Below are 16,773 nucleotides of genomic sequence, written 5' to 3'. Positions count from 1 at the left end.
TTTTACTGAGTCGGCCGGGCCGTAGAATTGCTGGGCTAGCTCGCCCTACACGTCGAAATCGATCTTGGCAAAGTACTAAGGCTATGATAACTCAGGCCCTCCGCCTACCACCAGCATCAGCTACCAGCCCGAAGGCTCGGGAGCGGCCTTTTTGGGGCTTTTGCTGGGCGCCGACTTCCCGGAAGCAGGCTTGGTAGCGCTACCGGCTTTGGAACCAGTGGCGCCGCCGGAGCTCGAGGGAGAGCTAGCTGCTTCCTGGCCCTCTGCGTTGTTGCGGGCGCCCGATTCCGAGCCTGTACCCATGGATGGGACGCTGCCTTCGGCACTTACGAGCGTGGGCCCGGCGGGGGCCGCACGGTGGCGGCCGGCTTGATGGCGGAGGCGCCGCTCCCGGGCCGCTATGGCGTCGTTGATAAGAACGTTGCGGCCGCTTTGCATCATGACCGGCGTACCGGGAGCCGCCGACATGCCTTGGATTTGGGTATCGTTGCCGATACGGCCCCCGCCGCTATTGCCGGCGTCGGAGCTGGTGCCGGGCGTCGTCGAAACGGTACTGCCAGGGGTGGGCTCGGATTTAGCGGGCTCAGCTGGCATGGGCGACCCGGTATTACCGGCGTTTTGGGACTGGCCGTTGGTGGTGGCTTTCTTCGAGGTAGTTTTCTTGGGTGCGCTTTTTTTCGGCGTATCCCATCCGGAGCCGGGAGAGTCCCAGCCACCAGCCTGTGCGGCGGCGCTGGTAGCGAGCGCCGAGCTGAGCAATAAGGAGAGCAAAGTACGTTTCATTGTAGAAAGAGGGTTAAGTGATATGGTGGTTGGAGGAAGACGAGGTAGCCGCAATAAGTTCCGGGCCACTCGTGAATCGTTCAGCGAAGGCGGGCCGGTTGCCCTAACTTTGTAGCATATGATGCAGGAATCAATTGCTCGCCTCGCGGCCGAAATTACGTCAGCCGACCTTAGCAGCGCCGCCCACCTCGATGCGTTTCGCATCAGCTACCTTGGCCGCAAAGGTCGCCTGGCCGATTTGTTCGATCAGCTCAAAACAGTACCCTCCGACGATAAGCGCGCTGTTGGCCAGCAGCTTAACACCCTCAAGCAGCAGGCCCAGGCCCGCTTCGATGAGGCCCAGCAAGCCATCGCTGAGGCGGCCGATAACGCCCCGGAAAATCCTGATTTCGACTATACTTTACCGGCTGTACCTCAGGCCTTGGGTACCCGCCATCCGCTGAGCTTGGTACGCGAAGAAATGCTGCGCGTATTTGCGCGCATCGGCTTCGCCGTGGCCGAGGGACCGGAAATCGAGGACGACTGGCACAACTTCACGGCCCTCAACTTCCCCGAAAACCACCCGGCCCGCGACATGCAGGACACGTTTTTCGTGCAGAGCAGGACGGCGGCAGGTGAGGAAGTGAGCATGGCCGACGGCGAGGCCCGGGAGCTCCATTCTCCCAGCAGCTCGTCACCGGAGTACTTACTGAGAACCCACACCAGCACCGTGCAGGTGCGGGTGATGGAAACGGAGCCCCTGCCCATTCGCCGGGTGATGCCGGGCCGGGTGTTTCGCAACGAGGCTATTTCGGCCCGGGCGCACATGATGTTCCACCAAGTCGAGGGCATTTTCATTGACGAAGGCGTGAGCTTCGCCGACCTCAAGCAGACGGTGTATTACTTCGTGCAGGAGCTGTTTGGAGCGGACATCAACATCCGTTTCCGGCCCAGCTTCTTCCCCTTCACGGAGCCCAGCGCCGAAATCGACATTACCTGCCTCATTTGCAAAGGCGCGGGCTGTAACATTTGCAAGTACTCGGGCTGGGTCGAAATTGGCGGCTGCGGCATGGTAGACCCCGCAGTGCTCGAAAACGCCAAAATTGATTCTGATAAATACTCGGGCTACGCCTGGGGCATGGGCATTGAACGCATTGCCATGCTCAAGTACCAGATCAAGGACCTGCGGCTGTTCACGGAAAACGACCTGCGGTTCTTGCGGCAGTTCGAGGCGCTGTAGGAGCGCTTTTAGTTGAGCACTCTTTAGAGGCTGTTTGGGTTAGCAAAATTTAAGGATTCGCCGGATGTTGGCCAGATATAGCCAAGCGGATGCGCGAGCTGTGCATCGCTCGTAATCCTTTGACAATCTACGGTTCACGTTCAGCCAGGCAATCGTTCGTTCCACTATCCACCGCTTTTGATGCAAGCAGAAATTAGTCAATTGTTTGACGATCTGAGCCGGTTTTTCTACCCGAATTTGATACGCCAAGGCCAAGTGGTCGCGAAACCGGCCCAGGAACGTTCCGTCCACGTAGGCGACTTGCACGGCGTGCAAGAGCGGGTGGGCCGGGCCGTACCGGTCCCAAAACGCCACGCCGATGGCCCCGTCGTGCGGGTCGGCCGAAACGACCTGGGCCACCAGCAGGTTGCCCAGCGTGTCGACCACCACCAGCCGTTTCCGCCCCTTGATGCCTTTGCCCGCATCGAAGCCTACGGCTTGGGTGCTGGTGGGCGTGTTCTTGACGCTTTGCGTGTCCAGAATGACGGCGCTGGGACAGGGGCTTTTTTTCTCGCCTACTCGACAGTCCCCTACCAAACAAGCGGTTACCCGCTCCCAGGTGCCGTCCGTTTCCCACTTGGCAAAGTACTAGTAGAGCGTCTGCCAGGGCGGAAAATCGCCGGGTACGTCGCGCCAGACGCAGCCATTTTTCAGCACGTACAAAATGCCATTCACCACTTCCGACAACGGCCATTTGCTAGTACACTCCACCATCAGCAACGGCTCCAACCGCTGCCAGTCCCGAATGCCGACATCTGAACTGTACCGCTTGCGACCCATAAATGACTGGAATTTAGTTAGAACGCAAATCTAATCCAAACAGCCTCTTAGAGTTAGAGCCTGTTAAAATTTGCGAATAAGGTGTCGAATGCTGGCTAACTAGCTGGTTGCGTCGGCAGCGGCGGGCTACGTCCAAGTGGCGAAGCTGTTGGTCGAGCGCAACTCGTAGCGCAGCATCGTGCGCGTGAGAGGCGTTTCGCGCATGGCTGTGGCCAAACTGGCAAAAAAAGCGCAAGCGGCCAGCCCTCTGCTGCCGCGGCTGCGCCCGCAAAAAGCGCAACGCCGGCACTGATAAGCGTTGGCACTCGATGAGATGTGGACGTTCGGGGGCCAACGGCGGCGCAAAGTCTGGTTGTGGCGGGCCGTCGAGCGCGCCAGCCGGCGCGTGGTAGCCTGGGCCGGCGCGACGCGGCTACGGCCCGGCGGCCTGTGGTGGCCTCTGCCCAAGCGCTACCGGCGGCATTGCTGGTACTTTACCGACCTGTTTCCGGCCTATGCCCAGGCCTTGCCAGCCGGGCCGCATCGCAGTGCCCCAAAGGCGAAGGCCAAACCACCGTCGTCGAAGCCTTGAATTGCTCCTTGCGTCAATGTTGCGGCGTGTTGGTGCGCAAATCCTGCTCGTTCAGCAAAGCCTTGGCCATGCACGCCGCGCGAATTAAAATCTGTATTGACCAGCATAGCCAAAGAACCATCGCTAATTAGACCACCACTTTTTCAATGGTTTTCATAATAAGGGATAGGCATACAATAAAGTAACATTTTGTTTAAGTAGGTCAAGCTCCCCCGCTGTCATGCTGACGAAGGAATCATCTCTTCCGGACTCTATACCGAGGGATGTTTCCTTCGTCAGCATGACAATAGGTGGATAGCATTCTACAGTGATACTTTATTTCGTTCTCGTTCCTAAGGTTAAGGGTTTAGGCTTGGTAATTATTTTAATGATTCGCGGGTGGGTACCCAACGGAGGTTAGCGGGAGACTCGTCACGTACGTTACTGAGCTCGTATTGTGCTCACCCGGGTGCTTACAGGCCAGCCGCTGCCTGAGTAGTATCGAAGTAAATGACAGCATCTGTAAATTCGACCAAATTTACCTTGTCAAAGGTACTGCTATGATATTGCGGGGAATAACCGGCCCCCGTATTGAACATAGTGGTATTTGATAGAAACGACCGCAAGGTTGTCGGTGCATTGGCAGTACTCAGTACAAATCGCTTTAAGACCGCCTTGGTGAATAAGGCATTGAGAGAATTGCTAGGAGTGGTATTGGCAATTTGTACTGGCGTATAGCCACCGGCGTTAGCAACGGCTCTTATCTCTCCTTTCGTAAGCGCAAAGCTGATAATTCCGTACTGATTCTCGGCCTTACTACGAAGGTGATAACCCATCCTTACATATCGAGAATTTTCGTTTTGGTTGAACACGTGAGAATTATGGGCCCAAAGCATCGTTTTTGCTCCTGCCAGTATATTTTGTATATAGTATTCCGCACTTTCAGCCATCAATTTGTCGCGTTTGTTGTTTACAGCAATAAATTCTGCCGAAGTTTGTAATTCAGTAGGTTCAGTAGCGGAAGCGTAATAGTTTTCCGCCTTCTGAGCCACTTCTAGTAAAAAAGCCATTTCATTGAACTCAGCTTGAGAGGAAGCAGCAACGTAGGCTTCTTTGTTTTGCTGCAATCTGGTTTTTGCTGCTTGGATTGCTTGCCGATATGCGCCTTTTTCCGACTCAGGGAGCTTATGGTACTCAAAAGCTACGTACTCAAGGCTAGAAGTGTACCTTTTCAAAGTAGCAAGGGTAGATGACCAATTAGGGGCATCATTTACCCGAGTGAGATAGTTTTCCAGGACAGCATAATTATTGGAGGTAAAATACTGAATATCAAATCCAAAGAAGTATATTTTATCCGGATGGTTTAAGTTATAATTCCGCATCCAATTAACAAGGGCTAGCACTTCTTGGGTTGCCCAGGGGTTTAGTAGCACCTCATTTATTTCAAGCCTACGACCCTCAAAGATTATATCCTGCCCCTGGATATAACGATTGATAAAATAGCCGCGAAGGTAAGGTGTTTCAAAGCCAATGGCTTTATAATTATGATTTTTTACTCCATAAGCAAAAAGCCGGTGTTTCATCTCAAAACATTCTTTAGACCCGTGAGATACCTCACCTAAACCCACCATTTTGGACCTGCTAAGCAAAGCATCGAAAGTAGCTAAATCATTCTCAGGTAACGAAGGACTGCTGCCTTGAATGGGAATAGCTACTTGATTCAGTTCCGTAAGAGTTTCCGCTGAGGGCGCTACGCCCTCCTGCTCTTTTTTACACGCCGACAGGGCCAGCAGGCCTACTAGTACGGCAAGCCGCGTTTTTGTTCTTATAGCCATTTTTTCAGGCAGTTAATAGGTGAATTAGGTGAGATGGCAGTCTAGCGAAATAGCGTTGATTCAGTGGTGGTGTCGAAGTAAATAAGTACGTCGTACGCTTCCCCTAAATTTTTAGAGCCATAACTCTGCTCCGGGTATTGCTCTATGTACCCAGCGTCTACTTCTAATACCAATCTATCAGCAAAGAGCCAGCTGTGTAATGAAATAGTAGTGGGTACTGCCTTGGTAGACAGGAAGAAGTTTTTAGGAGTAGCCCGGTGAAGCAGTGCATTGGAAGAGGCACACAAGGGTTCGCCTGCCTGCAAAGCCTTCCTTTCTCCATAAGTTACCTGGTTGTTGGCACCTACTTTTATCTCCACGGCGTTGAAACGTCCGGTAGCAAATGCGAAAGCCAGAATTTGATAGGCTTCTCCCAGGGCATTTTTTAAATGCCAGCCTTGTCTTTGAACTCCGTCCGAGCTAGTCTTGCCTACGTGCTCATTGTGTGCCCATAAAGCTATTTTGCAGTTAGTGCCTACATGGGTTTGAATCCATTGGGCATTTTCGGCCATGGATTTATCTCTAACATTAATAAAATGTAAAGGCTCTGCATCTCTATAAAGCTCTTCGGCTTGCTTGAGCACTCTGACAGTTTGCAGCGCTTCCTGATAAGTGCGGTTGTCGGACTTGCTCAAATAAGCCGCTTGCCGACCAGCCACGTAGTCGTATACCTGCTGCAAGCGCTGGCGAACATTGGCGTTGAAAGCCTCCTCGGTATTTCGATAGTTGTCCGGCCCGATGTCCTTGAAAGGCTTATACAACTCAATCATTTGGGGAAGCCACGCTGGATCAACCTGCTGGATGTATTCTTCCAGTAATGCGAAGGAAGTGGCGTACTCATTTAGGTCAAACCCGTAAAAATAAATTTGGTCTTCAGGTGACTTGCCTGCATTGTACGTCTTCATCCACTCAATCAGTGCCGCTACTTCCTCGGCTTTCCATATTCCATAACTCCCTTTTTTAAGTACTTCCTTTGCGTTACCGCCTGTTCCCTGGGTTACGTATCGGTTGATGTTGATCCCATCGCCCCAGGACATTTCAAAGGCGATGGCTTTGTAGCCGTGCCGGGTGACCATGTAGCGAAACAGGCGGTCTTTCATTTGAAAAAATTCCTTCGTGCCGTGCGTCGCCTCGCCCATTCCTACGATCTTGGCGTTTCTTAGCATCGGGTCTAGCGGGGCCAAGTCGGTAGGGGAGGCCGCCGGGTCGGCGGTGGTAAAGGGAATGGCGTACTGGTTTACCTCGGCAATTACCTGCTGCTGCTCCTGGGTGAGGGTGCAGGTGTCGGGCCCAGGGGCTTCTTTATCTTTTTTACAAGCTGTGAGCAACAAACCTGACATACAACTGGCGTATAATAAGGCTTTGAAAGCCGCTCTTGCTGTCTTTTTCATAGTTCAATGAAGTTTTCGTTACTGATTGTTGCAGACAATGGTGCTGCTTGGGGATACCAGCATTTATGATTCCAGGGTCTGGATCGGCAATACACGCTAACTAACGGCTTGAAAAAGGGCTTGGATATACACAAAGAGAGGATTTGGATAAACGAGTTCTTTTTTTTAATGAACGCTTCGCTCAGCGAGCTGAACCCAGTTCATCCAATTTATCCGTTGTTTACTTAATTTCATTCGTGTAAGTAGGTAAATCACCGACCTTTGTGCAGGTATACCCTGATTGATCAGAGACTCTCTCCAAGATCTCCAAGATCTCCAAGATAAGCATCTATGAAGATAAAGACCATTTGGGTCCGAATAGGAATAAACCTGGCCGCCTGGGTGCTACCAATCGGGTGGATGTCGTTCAGCGGTGCTTCTTTTAATCTATATAGCTTTGGAGAATATTTTACATTGCTTTTTCTCGTGGGTATTATCTTGATGCCACCGATCTACTTCAACAATCTTTACCTCATTCCTTGCTTGCTTTCCCGGAGAAAATACGGGCGCTACCTGCTTGCCTTGCTGCTGACGCTGTTGGCCTACGCCCCCGTAGCCAAGGTTCTGGCCGTAATCCTGGCCAGCCGTGCCCACGGAATGATTGTTTTAAGCAGCTCTTCCTACGTAGCCAACGTAGGGGGCTTGGCATTTGTCATCCTCATCAGTACCATTATCAAGCTATCCACGGGTTGGTTTTTGCAACAACGTAAAATCGAACAGTTAGAGAGTCAGCAGTTGCGTTCGGAGCTCACGGCGCTGCGCAACCAGTTGAATCCACACTTTTTGTTCAACACGCTCAACACCCTTTACGCCTTGACGCTTACCCACTCCCAAACCGCCCCCGAGGTAATACTCAAGCTCTCCCATATTATGCGCTACGTGGTTTATGAGTGTGAACGGGAGTGGGTACCCTTAAGCAAAGAAATCAAGTACATCGAGGATTTCGTGGATTTGCAAAAGCTGCGCTGCGGCAACCGGGCCCACATTGAACTCTCGGTGGAAGGCTCGCCCCACCACTTGCAGATTGCCCCCCTGATTTTGATCACCTTCGTGGAGAACGCCTTCAAGCACGGCGTAAAAAACGAGTACAAGCGTACCTTCGTAACCATTCACCTATCCGTACAAGACCAGACGCTGGCCTTTTGCATCCGCAATAGCCTGCCTCCCTCCGACCCTACTCATCAGCCGGGCATCGGCTTGCGCAACGTCCGGCAACGGTTGAATTTGCTCTACGGTGCGGGCCACAGCCTTGCCATCACCACGCCAGCATCCGTGTACCAGGTGCAACTCACCCTCCAACTTGCCAGCCATGAAAATTAATTGCCTGGTTGTGGATGATGAACCGTTTGCTCACACGGTCATCGAAGAGTTTAGCCGGAGCCTGCCCTTATTGCACCTCCTTAACGGGTGCTTTCACGCCCTGGAGGCCATTGAAGTGATTCACACCCAAGCCATTGATATTATTTTCCTGGATATTGATATGCCCAAAATTTCGGGCCTCGAACTTATCCGAACACTGCCGGTGAAGCCGCAGATCATTCTTACTACAGCTTACAGTGAATACGCATTGGAAGGCTTTGAACTGGATGTCTGTGATTACCTGTTAAAACCTTTCAGCTTTGAGCGGTTCCTGAAATCCGTTAACCGAGCCCTTAGCCGGTTACCACTGGCTTCGCCCGTAGAAGAGAGCCCAGCAACCGACCATCTACTGCTCAAGGCGGGTAAACAGACCCACCGGATCTATTTTTCGGAGATTTATTACGTAGAGAGCTACGGCAGCTACGTAAAGGTACACTTGAAAGACCGCCTGATCGTTTCATTGGACTCGATCAAAAACCTCGAGGCGCTGCTTCCTCCCCAATCGTTTGTCCGGATTCACAAATCGTACTTGATTGCCTTAGACAAAGTGGCAACGATAGCAGCCAATTACGTTGTAATCAACGGAGCCAAGCTGCCCGTGGGCGCTGTCTACAAAATGAATCTCACCAAAATGAAGTAAGTACTGGGTGCTGGTGATAGCTGAAACCCTAAAAATTGGGGTAGGAAATTACCCGGATGAGATAAAATATCCAGAAGCGGTGCACGGCGCTCAAATACGAAGCCGAAGGAAAGGGGCAATAGTTAATAATCTCTTTACTGGTAGTCCAACCCATCACTTCGACGGGGTCGCCCTTTTCCTCATCTGACCAAAGATGTACGAAACGGACCTGACTAATTTCCAGTGGCAAGTTATCCAAGAAATTGTACCTGATACGCGCCGCCGCAAGCCCTCGCTGCGTGTGATTGTCAATGGGTTACTCTACTTAACCAAGAGTGGCTGCCAGTGGCGGCTCTTGCCACGTGAGTTTCTGCCTTTCCCGCTGGTCTACTATTATTTCCGGCGCTGACAGGCCGACGGGCGCTGGGCCCGGCTGAACCAGGCGCTGGTGCGCCGCCACCGGCAACGGGCCGCGCCCTCCCAGCAACCGAGCCCGCGCGTGGCCGTGCTCGACGCGCAATCCATCACATGCAGCGAGCGGGGCGTGGTGGACAAAGGCTTTGACGGCCCAAAAAAATCCAGGGCCGCAAACGCCATCCCGTGGTCGACACCGGCGGCTTGCTGCTGGCGGGCCACGTCGGGCCAGCCCACGAAAACGACCGGGTCGGCTACGACGGCCTGCCTCTGACCCAGTGGACCCGCGACCACTGCGGCTGGCGGCTCGAAACGGCCCCCGGCCTGACCGGTAGAGGCCGCTTTACGCCCGTGCCCACCCGCTGGGTGGTCGAGCGCTCCATCAGCTGGTTGCAATGGGACCGGCGCCTGAGCCGTGGCTACGAATCCGAAACAACTGCGGCCGAAGCAACGATGTACTTATCTTCGACACCTTATCCGCAAATTTTAACAGGCTCTTAGGCTATGTCGCTTTTTTCGTGGTTCACTAAAAAGCCGGCCGAGCAGCCGCCATCCCCGATTCGGGAGTTTCTTTTTGGTGATGTGCCCATTCTGGAATGGCCCAGACCTGAATCTTCAGTCCGAACGGAAATGCCCTGGGTCTTATTTGCCAAGGCGCAGGACGCCCAGCACTCGGGCGATGCGGTCGGGGCCATCCGCGCCCTGAACCAAGTGCTCGAGACGCCCGGGCTGGAATCGCGGCAGTACCTGCAGGCCTGGCACTTTTTGCGGGCCCTGGGCCAGCAGCCCGCCGCGGCCGAAGCCAAACGCGTGTTCGGCGTGGTGCTGGAAGTGGCCCTCGACGGCGGGCTTGACCTGCTGGCGGCTTATGAAGACAATTCGGCGCGCTACTTCAACTATAGCGGGGCCGCCGTAGTGTGGGAAGGCGGCACCGACCTGGAGAATAGTCCGATTCAGGCACTGCTGGCGGCGGCTCGGCCGGTAGCCGTCGCCATTGGCCCCTGGGAAGAAGCTCGCTTGCCCGCGCCCGCCGCCGGCTTGGCCCGCATCAACATTCTTACGCCCAGTGGCCTGCATTTCGGCCAAGCGCCGTTCGCTACGCTATTTCAGGACCCCATGGGCGGCCCGGTACTGCTCCGGGGCCAGGAGTTGATGCAGGCGCTGATGGACCTTGCGCCGCCAGACGCCGGCTCCACTTCGGCTTCCTAAGCCGGTGCTACCGGAACAGTTGCCACTTTCGCCTCTGCCTGGGAGGGCCCGGGGCCGGTGGTGCGCACGGCATAGCCCGGACGTAACCACTGGTGGGGACTGGCTGCTTCGTAAATTTGTTAGCCTGAGAAGACTGGCCACGCCTGGCGCATTTTACTCAGGTTTTTATTTCAGCCCCGGCTACCCTTTCGAAATTCGCTGAATTGGGGCGGAGTTCGACAAAACCGTGATTCATGAAGGTTAGAAACCAGACCACCAACAAAGTAAACGTCATCACCCTGGGCTGCTCCAAGAACCTGGTGGACAGCGAAGTGCTCATGGGCCAGCTGCAAGCCAACGACTTCACCGTGACGCACGAAGCGGAGAAGTCCGACGCGAACATCGTTATCATTAATACCTGCGGCTTCATTGACAACGCCAAGCAGGAAAGCATCGACACCATCCTGCGCTACGCGGATGAGAAAGAAGCCGGCCGCCTCGAGAAACTCTACGTAACGGGCTGCCTCTCGCAGCGCTACAAAGACGAGCTGGAGGTGGAAATCCCGCAGGTGGATGCCTACTTCGGCACGCTGGAGCTACCTCAGATGCTCAAGGTGCTGAATGCCGACTACAAGCACGAGCTGGTTGGGGAGCGCCTCATCACCACCCCCCGACACTACGCCTACTTTAAAATTGCGGAAGGCTGCAACCGGCCCTGCTCGTTCTGCGCCATCCCGCTGATGCGGGGCAAGCACGTGGACCGGCCCATCGAAGATCTGGTAAAGGAAGCCCGCCGCCTGGCCGGAATGGGCACGAAAGAGTTGATTCTCATTGCCCAGGACCTGACCTATTACGGCTTGCAGGCTTACGGCGAGCGCCGGCTGGCCGACCTGCTCCGCCACCTCTCCGACGTGAACGGCATCGACTGGATTCGGCTGCAATACGCCTACCCCTCGCAGTTTCCGCTGGACGCGCTGGACGTGATGGCCGAACGGGAGAATATTTGTAAGTACCTCGACATGCCCTTGCAGCACGGCTCCGACCACATGCTGAAAACCATGCGCCGCGGCATCACCAAACGCCGTACCGTGGAGCTGGTGGATACCATTCGGCAGCGGGTGCCAGGCATTGCCCTGCGCACGACGCTCATCGCGGGCCACCCCGGCGAGACCGAGCAGGACTTCCGGGAGCTGTATGATTTCGTGGAGCAGACCCGCTTCGAACGGCTGGGCATCTTCACGTACTCGCACGAGGAAAACACCCACTCGCACACGCTCGTCGACGACGTGCCCGCCGAGCTGAAGCAGGCCCGCGCCGACGCCATCATGGAGCTGCAACAGGGCATCTCGATGGAGCTGAACGAAGCGCGGGTGGGCCAGACCTACAAGGTGCTGTTCGACCGCAAGGAGAGCGGCCACTTCGTGGGCCGCACCGAGTTCGACTCGCCCGAAGTGGATAATGAAGTGCTGGTGCCGGTTGAGCGCGACACCTTTGTGCGCCTGGGCGACTTCGCGAACGTGAAGATTACCGCGGCCACGGACTTCGACCTATACGGCTGCCTCGTGTAAGCAGCTAAGCAGCACGAGGACAGTACGCTACCTCATGACCAGGCCCATTAGCCGCGGTAGCTGCGCGCCACCCCAAACCAACGTTTCAGACGAGCGAGCTTCGTCTGAAACGTTGGTTTGGGCAGCCGATTGAGTTGAACCGGCAACTTTTGGGGGCGCGCCGGGTTTTGTGCGGACTTTTGCCGTGCGTACTCGTCGGTCCGCGCCCCTACCTTATGCCCACCACCTGTAGTACCCTCCCCTACGCCGAAACCGGCGCTTTCTCCGGCCTGCTGACGGATTACCTGGCCCAAAAGCCCGCGTTGGCTACTTTCTATAACCGCTTTCCCACGCTGGAAAGCTTCGCCGCTCAGATTGAGGAGAAGCAAGCGGCTTACTCGCCCCAAGCCCGCCAGCTCTTAGTGGCAGCCCTGTGCGACCAGTACCGCCCCCTTGATAGCTCACAACCGAGTGTGTCGGCGAACATTCAACTGCTGGAGCAGCCCACCACGTTTACCGTGACTACCGGGCATCAGCTTAACCTGTTTACGGGGCCGCTGTATTTTATCTACAAAATCGTGTCGGCCATTAAGCTGAGCCGCCAGTTGAAGGACGCCTATCCGCAGTATGATTTCGTGCCGGTGTACTGGATGGCCACCGAAGACCACGACTTTGCCGAAATCAACCACTTTTCCCTGTTCGGCAAAACGTATTCCTGGGACGCGGCCAATACGGGCGGACCCGTGGGGCGGCTCCCGCTCGACGGTTTTGCTGAGCAGTTCTTAAGCCAGCTGCCCCCCGAGGTACCGGCGGCTTTCCAGCAGGCTTATGCCGAATCGCAAACGCTGGCGGAAGCTACGCGCAAGCTGGCCGATACGCTGTTTGGGGAGTTTGGCCTGGTGACGCTCGACGCCGACCGGCCCGCGCTGAAGCAGGCCTTGGTGCCCCTGCTCGAAAAGGAGATCAAGGAGCAGGCTTCTAATGCCGCCGTGCAGGCAACTAATACCCGGCTGACGGACGCGGGCTACAAGCCGCAGGTGTATTCGCGGCCCATCAACCTGTTTTTCATCACCGATGAGGGCAAGCGGGAGCGGCTGGAACCCGATACCAGCGGCGCCGACTGCGTGGAGGTGACCATCCGCAACACGGCCCGCTGCCACAGCCAGCAGGAGCTACTAGCCCTGGCCCGGCAGCACCCGGAGCAGTTCAGCCCCAACGTAGTGCTACGGCCGGTGTACCAGGAAATCTTGCTGCCCAACCTGGTATACATCGGGGGCGGGGCCGAAGTAGCGTACTGGTTTCAGCTGAAGGACGTATTCGCGGCGTTTGGCGTGCCTTACCCAATCGTGCTGCCCCGCAACTCGGCCATGTACATCAGCCGGGCCAACGCTGGCAAGCTGAAGAAGCTGGGCCTGAGCGGGCGCGAAATTTTTAAGCCGCTGCCGGAGCTCAAGAAGCAGGTGGGGGCCACCCTGGGCCAGGAGGAAATCAGCCTGCAAGACCAGCAGCAGGCCCTGGCTGCCGCTTTCCAACAGGTGCAGGACCTGGCCCAGCGCCTCGACCCGACGCTGGTGCGCACCGTGGCGGCCGAAGCTCAGAAAGCCGCCGCCGGCCTCACCGCTCTCGAAAAGCGCCTAAGCAAAGCGGCCGAAACTAAGCACGAAACGGCGTACACCCAGCTCGCCGCACTCAAGGAAAAGCTCTTTCCCGGGGGAGGACTGCAGGAACGCAGTGAGAACGTGCTCAGCGTGCTGATTAACAACCCGGAATTCATCCGACAGCTGCTGGACGCGTTTGAGCCGCTCGCCCTGGAATTCACGGTGCTGGAGGAAGAATAAGCTGCGAGCCAGGTCCTATCATTGCAGAAGATGCCCTGAGTAAACATGCGCTTCACCTGGCTAATGATGATCTTCCTTTGCATTTCTGTACCAGGTATCGTGCGGGCGCAAGCGGCTTTTTCAGGCTTGGTGGGGACGGCTCCCATTGAGTTGGTACTGGGCTATTATGAGCCTGAAAGTGAAGCAGGTGGGGTGTATGCCTACACAAAATACCATACGCCCATTGCGCTGAGCGGCACGTTGAAGGCCGGGGTGCTGACCCTGACCGAAAAAGATGCCCTTGGAAAGCCATCGGCAACTCTGACGGTGCCGGCCTTTGCCGTTAATCACGGTGCTCTCACCGGAACCTGGAAAAACCTGGCTACTGGACGCGAGCTGCCGTTAAAACTCAATCAGCGTTTTATAATGGAATCGGGGGAGAGCGTGAGTTGGGAAAAGCGCGAGCTTATGCAAGCCAGCTCCCTGCCAACCATATATTTTAGGCTGGTCACCACCAAATCAGCGGCTGATACTTATCCTCGCGTAAGGGGTGTGAAGTTGCTGGATAAAAAGACCGACCGATTACTGCAGGAGTTTAGCGTTAACTGCCAGTTGCTGGGCCTTAATAACGTGGATGTGGATGACTACAATTTTGACGGCCTCGCAGACTTTTCGGTGTACGAGGCGGGCTCTGCCGGGCCAAATACTACGAGCCTGTATTTTTTGTACAACCCGACCACAAAAAGATACGCTAAAAGCAGCTTTTCGGGCACTTCGCTGGAGTTTGACCATAAGAAGAAGCACATTTATGAACGGAGCTCATCTGCTGCCGGCTCCTACGTTACCACGGCGACATATGAGGTGGTGCGTAACCGGATGGTGCTAGTGGCTAAGCATTGCTATGTGTTGGACCCTGAACGCCACAAGCTGGTAGAGCGCAAGCTGAGCGCCTGCGAATAACACGTCACGACCATGTCGGCTAAAGCCATCCTGCGCCGCGCTGCTTTAGCCCGCCGCCAAGCCTTACCAGCGACCGAAGTAGCCCGCCGGAGCGCCTTGCTTAGCGAACAGTTGTTCCGGCACTTCCCCGTGGCCGAGTGGCGCTGGCTGCATGTATTTCTGCCCCTGGCCAAACGCAACGAGCCCGATACCTGGCTGGTAATCCGCCGCATTTGGGCGGAAGCCCCGGCCGTGCGCCTGGCCGGGCCGGTAGTACAACCCGATGGCGCTTCTCTCAAACACTACGAGCTAACGCCTGACACCCCCCTCCACGAAAACCGCTGGGGCATTCCAGAGCCCCTGGCGACGGCCGCGGAAATTTCGCCAGCCGTATTAAGTGCCGTGCTGGTGCCACTGCTAGCGGTTGATGAAGTGGGGCACCGCGTGGGCTACGGGGGCGGGTTTTACGACCGTTTCCTAGCCCAATGTGGGCCGAATACCCAATTCATCGGGCTGTGCATTCTGGATGAGGCACCGCTGGCTAGCATTGCTGATGTGCAGCCGACAGATGTACCCCTGCATGCTTGTTTAACCCCAAGCCAGGTGTGGCACTTTTAATGTGGCCGTTTTCTGGCGGCCTGGGCCGCTAAACCATCTGTTACAGTAAAATAACGCGGTTGCGAAACCGGTTGGCGGGCTCGTGTGCCGCTTCCTGGAGCTTCGATAAATTATTTTTTAATCTAATTTTAATTTCGTTGCAATAATCTGCTCGAGAGTCGCGTTATTTGCGTACCTCTCACCTAAAAAGGATGGAAATTATGGCAGAAATCCAGCAAAATCCGGCCCGAACGAGCAAAGGCGGCAGGCGACGAGTAAAGAAGATGTCGACTCGCATCGACATGACCCCGATGGTGGACCTGGCTTTTCTGCTGCTCACCTTCTTCATGCTCACCACTTCCTTCGCCAGGCCCTACACCATGGAGCTGAACCTGCCGGCCAAACCCAAGACGGAGGCCGACATCACGCACGACGCCCTGACCATTATCCTGGGCAAAGGGCACCGCGTGCATTACTTCTTCGGGCTCAACTCGCCCCAGGACCGGTCCAGGCCCCCGGTGGCACTCCGGACCACCTCTTTTGCTCCCGACGGCATCCGGCTGGTGGTGCTAACCTGGCAGCAGGAAGTCCCCAGCCTGGTGGTGCTGATCAAGCCCAGCGCCGATTCCAAGTACCAGGACATGGTTGACATCCTGGATGAGATGAGCATCACCAAACAGAAAAAGTACGCCCTCGTCAAGCTTACCCAAGCCGACCTCACCCTCCTCAAAAATAATTCGCTATGATGACTAATGCTCAGTTGGCCACGGCCAGCCTCAACGACATCATTTTTGATGGTCGCAACCGACACTACGGGGCCTACGAGCTCCGCCTGCTTTACCGGCGCCACGTTACCCGGGCCCTGGCCATTGCCACCACCGTATGTGCCCTGCTGATAGCGTCTCCGCTGGTGGCCAAGCTGCTTAAGGACAAAACGCCGCCGGCACCCCCTAAGATAAATAAAGAACTAACCCTCATCGCGCCCCCTCTCGACCCGCGGGTACTTCCACCACCCCCCGTGGTCCCGCCCCCCGCCGCCCCCGGGACCCAGCCGCCTAGAGCATCCACCATCCGGTTTACCCCGCCGGTAGTAGTGCCCAATACGCAACCCACGGAAGACGTACCCGACCAAGCGGCCCTGGCTAATGCCCACGTTTCCACCGTTACTCACCAAAGCACCAGCGAGGCCGATCTGAGCGAACTGGAGGTCGTAGAAGGACCTAAAAGCGTCGGTGAAACGGTAGATACCAAAGTCTACATCTCGGTTGAGCAGATGCCCGAGCTACCCGGCGGGGGCGGGCAGATGGCCATCGTGGCCGCCATTCAGCGCGCCGTGAAGTACCCGAGCCTGGCCCTACGCAATGGGGTAGAGGGTAAGGTCTTCGTCAGCTTCACGGTAGACCCTAAGGGCGAGGTTATCGACGTAAAAATCGTGAAGGGCTTGGGCTCGGGCCTGGACGAAGAGACCGTACGCGCCATCAAGAGCTTGCCCAGGTTCATCCCCGGTAAGCAAAACGGCCGCGAGGTCAGTGTGTCGTTCACCGTGCCCGTTACCTACCAGATCCAGTAAGCTTACCCCCGGCCCTACTCCGCCAGAAGTCTACGGACTCCGCGCATA

The 16,773-nt window shown here is 55.8% G+C and carries 18 protein-coding genes; 13 read left to right on the top strand and 5 right to left on the bottom strand.

Going from position 1 to position 16,773, the window contains the following annotated elements:
- Positions 1 to 120 precede the first annotated feature (120 nt).
- Positions 121 to 783, bottom strand: coding sequence for a hypothetical protein (locus IC235_RS03820; protein ID WP_191003847.1), 663 nt, complete (start codon positions 781 to 783; stop codon positions 121 to 123).
- 118 nt (positions 784 to 901) lie between these two features.
- On the opposite strand from IC235_RS03820, the gene pheS reads away from it, so the two are divergent.
- Positions 902 to 2,002, top strand: coding sequence for a phenylalanine--tRNA ligase subunit alpha (gene pheS, locus IC235_RS03815; protein WP_191003846.1), 1,101 nt, complete (start codon positions 902 to 904; stop codon positions 2,000 to 2,002).
- A gap of 39 nt (positions 2,003 to 2,041) precedes the next feature.
- Here pheS and IC235_RS03810 read toward each other — a convergent pair whose 3' ends face one another.
- Both IC235_RS03810 and IC235_RS03805 read right to left on the bottom strand, forming a co-directional pair.
- Positions 2,042 to 2,578, bottom strand: a complete 537-nt coding sequence (locus tag IC235_RS03810; protein ID WP_191003845.1) for a transposase — start codon at positions 2,576 to 2,578, stop codon at positions 2,042 to 2,044.
- Positions 2,579 to 2,629: 51 nt separating this feature from the next.
- On the bottom strand, positions 2,630 to 2,821 hold the full coding sequence (locus tag IC235_RS03805) for a transposase (RefSeq protein ID WP_191003844.1): 192 nt from the start codon (positions 2,819 to 2,821) through the stop codon (positions 2,630 to 2,632).
- Positions 2,822 to 3,119: 298 nt separating this feature from the next.
- On the opposite strand from IC235_RS03805, the gene IC235_RS03800 reads away from it, so the two are divergent.
- Positions 3,120 to 3,392: an IS1 family transposase gene (locus tag IC235_RS03800; protein WP_191003843.1), complete on the top strand. Its 273-nt coding sequence runs from the start codon at positions 3,120 to 3,122 to the stop codon at positions 3,390 to 3,392.
- Between the two features lie 452 nt (positions 3,393 to 3,844).
- Here IC235_RS03800 and IC235_RS03795 read toward each other — a convergent pair whose 3' ends face one another.
- Positions 3,845 to 5,206, bottom strand: a complete 1,362-nt coding sequence (locus tag IC235_RS03795; RefSeq protein ID WP_191003842.1) for an erythromycin esterase family protein — start codon at positions 5,204 to 5,206, stop codon at positions 3,845 to 3,847.
- A 41-nt stretch (positions 5,207 to 5,247) separates the two neighbouring features.
- Positions 5,248 to 6,636, bottom strand: coding sequence for an erythromycin esterase family protein (locus IC235_RS03790; RefSeq protein ID WP_191003841.1), 1,389 nt, complete (start codon positions 6,634 to 6,636; stop codon positions 5,248 to 5,250).
- A 522-nt stretch (positions 6,637 to 7,158) separates the two neighbouring features.
- On the opposite strand from IC235_RS03790, the gene IC235_RS03785 reads away from it, so the two are divergent.
- The 11 genes from IC235_RS03785 (at position 7,159) to IC235_RS03735 (ending at position 16,725) form a co-directional block, all read left to right on the top strand.
- Positions 7,159 to 7,995: a sensor histidine kinase gene (locus tag IC235_RS03785; RefSeq protein ID WP_191003840.1), complete on the top strand. Its 837-nt coding sequence runs from the start codon at positions 7,159 to 7,161 to the stop codon at positions 7,993 to 7,995.
- Positions 7,985 to 8,674, top strand: a complete 690-nt coding sequence (locus IC235_RS03780; RefSeq protein ID WP_223847066.1) for a LytR/AlgR family response regulator transcription factor — start codon at positions 7,985 to 7,987, stop codon at positions 8,672 to 8,674. The genes IC235_RS03785 and IC235_RS03780 overlap by 11 nt, the downstream gene beginning before the upstream one ends.
- Before the next feature lie 193 nt (positions 8,675 to 8,867).
- Positions 8,868 to 9,062: a transposase gene (locus IC235_RS03775; RefSeq protein ID WP_191003839.1), complete on the top strand. Its 195-nt coding sequence runs from the start codon at positions 8,868 to 8,870 to the stop codon at positions 9,060 to 9,062.
- Between the two features lie 191 nt (positions 9,063 to 9,253).
- Positions 9,254 to 9,568: a hypothetical protein gene (locus IC235_RS03770; RefSeq protein WP_191003838.1), complete on the top strand. Its 315-nt coding sequence runs from the start codon at positions 9,254 to 9,256 to the stop codon at positions 9,566 to 9,568.
- A gap of 129 nt (positions 9,569 to 9,697) precedes the next feature.
- A complete protein-coding gene (locus IC235_RS03765; RefSeq protein WP_191003837.1) occupies positions 9,698 to 10,276 on the top strand; it encodes a hypothetical protein in 579 nt (192 codons plus the stop codon).
- Between the two features lie 233 nt (positions 10,277 to 10,509).
- Entirely contained in the window at positions 10,510 to 11,823 is a 1,314-nt protein-coding gene (gene rimO, locus IC235_RS03760) for a 30S ribosomal protein S12 methylthiotransferase RimO (RefSeq protein ID WP_191003836.1), read from the top strand.
- A 215-nt stretch (positions 11,824 to 12,038) separates the two neighbouring features.
- On the top strand, positions 12,039 to 13,640 hold the full coding sequence (bshC, locus tag IC235_RS03755; protein ID WP_191003835.1) for a bacillithiol biosynthesis cysteine-adding enzyme BshC: 1,602 nt from the start codon (positions 12,039 to 12,041) through the stop codon (positions 13,638 to 13,640).
- A 63-nt stretch (positions 13,641 to 13,703) separates the two neighbouring features.
- On the top strand, positions 13,704 to 14,579 hold the full coding sequence (locus IC235_RS03750; RefSeq protein ID WP_223847065.1) for an XAC2610-related protein: 876 nt from the start codon (positions 13,704 to 13,706) through the stop codon (positions 14,577 to 14,579).
- 12 nt (positions 14,580 to 14,591) lie between these two features.
- Complete coding sequence (locus tag IC235_RS03745; protein WP_191003833.1) at positions 14,592 to 15,176, top strand: 5-formyltetrahydrofolate cyclo-ligase; 585 nt, start codon at positions 14,592 to 14,594, stop codon at positions 15,174 to 15,176.
- 200 nt (positions 15,177 to 15,376) lie between these two features.
- The gene (locus IC235_RS03740; RefSeq protein ID WP_191003955.1) at positions 15,377 to 15,901 is read left to right on the top strand and encodes an ExbD/TolR family protein; all 525 of its coding nucleotides are present in this window, start codon (positions 15,377 to 15,379) and stop codon (positions 15,899 to 15,901) included.
- Positions 15,898 to 16,725 (top strand): energy transducer TonB, encoded by an 828-nt coding sequence (locus IC235_RS03735; RefSeq protein WP_223847064.1) that lies wholly within the window; start codon positions 15,898 to 15,900, stop codon positions 16,723 to 16,725. The genes IC235_RS03740 and IC235_RS03735 overlap by 4 nt, the downstream gene beginning before the upstream one ends.
- The last annotated feature ends 48 nt before the right edge of the window (positions 16,726 to 16,773 follow it).

This window comes from Hymenobacter montanus, from assembly GCF_014699115.1.
Classification (GTDB): Bacteria; Bacteroidota; Bacteroidia; order Cytophagales; family Hymenobacteraceae; genus Hymenobacter; species Hymenobacter montanus.
This window is presented reverse-complemented; position numbering and strand designations above follow the sequence as displayed.

Bases quoted from the DNA above. Each gene is read 5' to 3' on its own strand.
- IC235_RS03820 (WP_191003847.1), bottom strand. From the start codon at position 783: ATGAAACGTACTTTGCTCTCCTTATTGCTCAGCTCGGCGCTCGCTACC.
- pheS (WP_191003846.1), top strand. From the start codon at position 902: ATGATGCAGGAATCAATTGCTCGCCTCGCGGCCGAAATTACGTCAGCC.
- IC235_RS03805 (WP_191003844.1), bottom strand. From the start codon at position 2,821: ATGGGTCGCAAGCGGTACAGTTCAGATGTCGGCATTCGGGACTGGCAG.
- IC235_RS03795 (WP_191003842.1), bottom strand. From the start codon at position 5,206: ATGGCTATAAGAACAAAAACGCGGCTTGCCGTACTAGTAGGCCTGCTG.
- IC235_RS03790 (WP_191003841.1), bottom strand. From the start codon at position 6,636: ATGAAAAAGACAGCAAGAGCGGCTTTCAAAGCCTTATTATACGCCAGT.
- IC235_RS03780 (WP_223847066.1), top strand. From the start codon at position 7,985: ATGAAAATTAATTGCCTGGTTGTGGATGATGAACCGTTTGCTCACACG.
- IC235_RS03775 (WP_191003839.1), top strand. From the start codon at position 8,868: ATGTACGAAACGGACCTGACTAATTTCCAGTGGCAAGTTATCCAAGAA.
- IC235_RS03765 (WP_191003837.1), top strand. From the start codon at position 9,698: ATGCCCTGGGTCTTATTTGCCAAGGCGCAGGACGCCCAGCACTCGGGC.
- rimO (WP_191003836.1), top strand. From the start codon at position 10,510: ATGAAGGTTAGAAACCAGACCACCAACAAAGTAAACGTCATCACCCTG.
- bshC (WP_191003835.1), top strand. From the start codon at position 12,039: ATGCCCACCACCTGTAGTACCCTCCCCTACGCCGAAACCGGCGCTTTC.
- IC235_RS03750 (WP_223847065.1), top strand. From the start codon at position 13,704: ATGATGATCTTCCTTTGCATTTCTGTACCAGGTATCGTGCGGGCGCAA.
- IC235_RS03745 (WP_191003833.1), top strand. From the start codon at position 14,592: ATGTCGGCTAAAGCCATCCTGCGCCGCGCTGCTTTAGCCCGCCGCCAA.
- IC235_RS03740 (WP_191003955.1), top strand. From the start codon at position 15,377: ATGGCAGAAATCCAGCAAAATCCGGCCCGAACGAGCAAAGGCGGCAGG.
- IC235_RS03735 (WP_223847064.1), top strand. From the start codon at position 15,898: ATGATGACTAATGCTCAGTTGGCCACGGCCAGCCTCAACGACATCATT.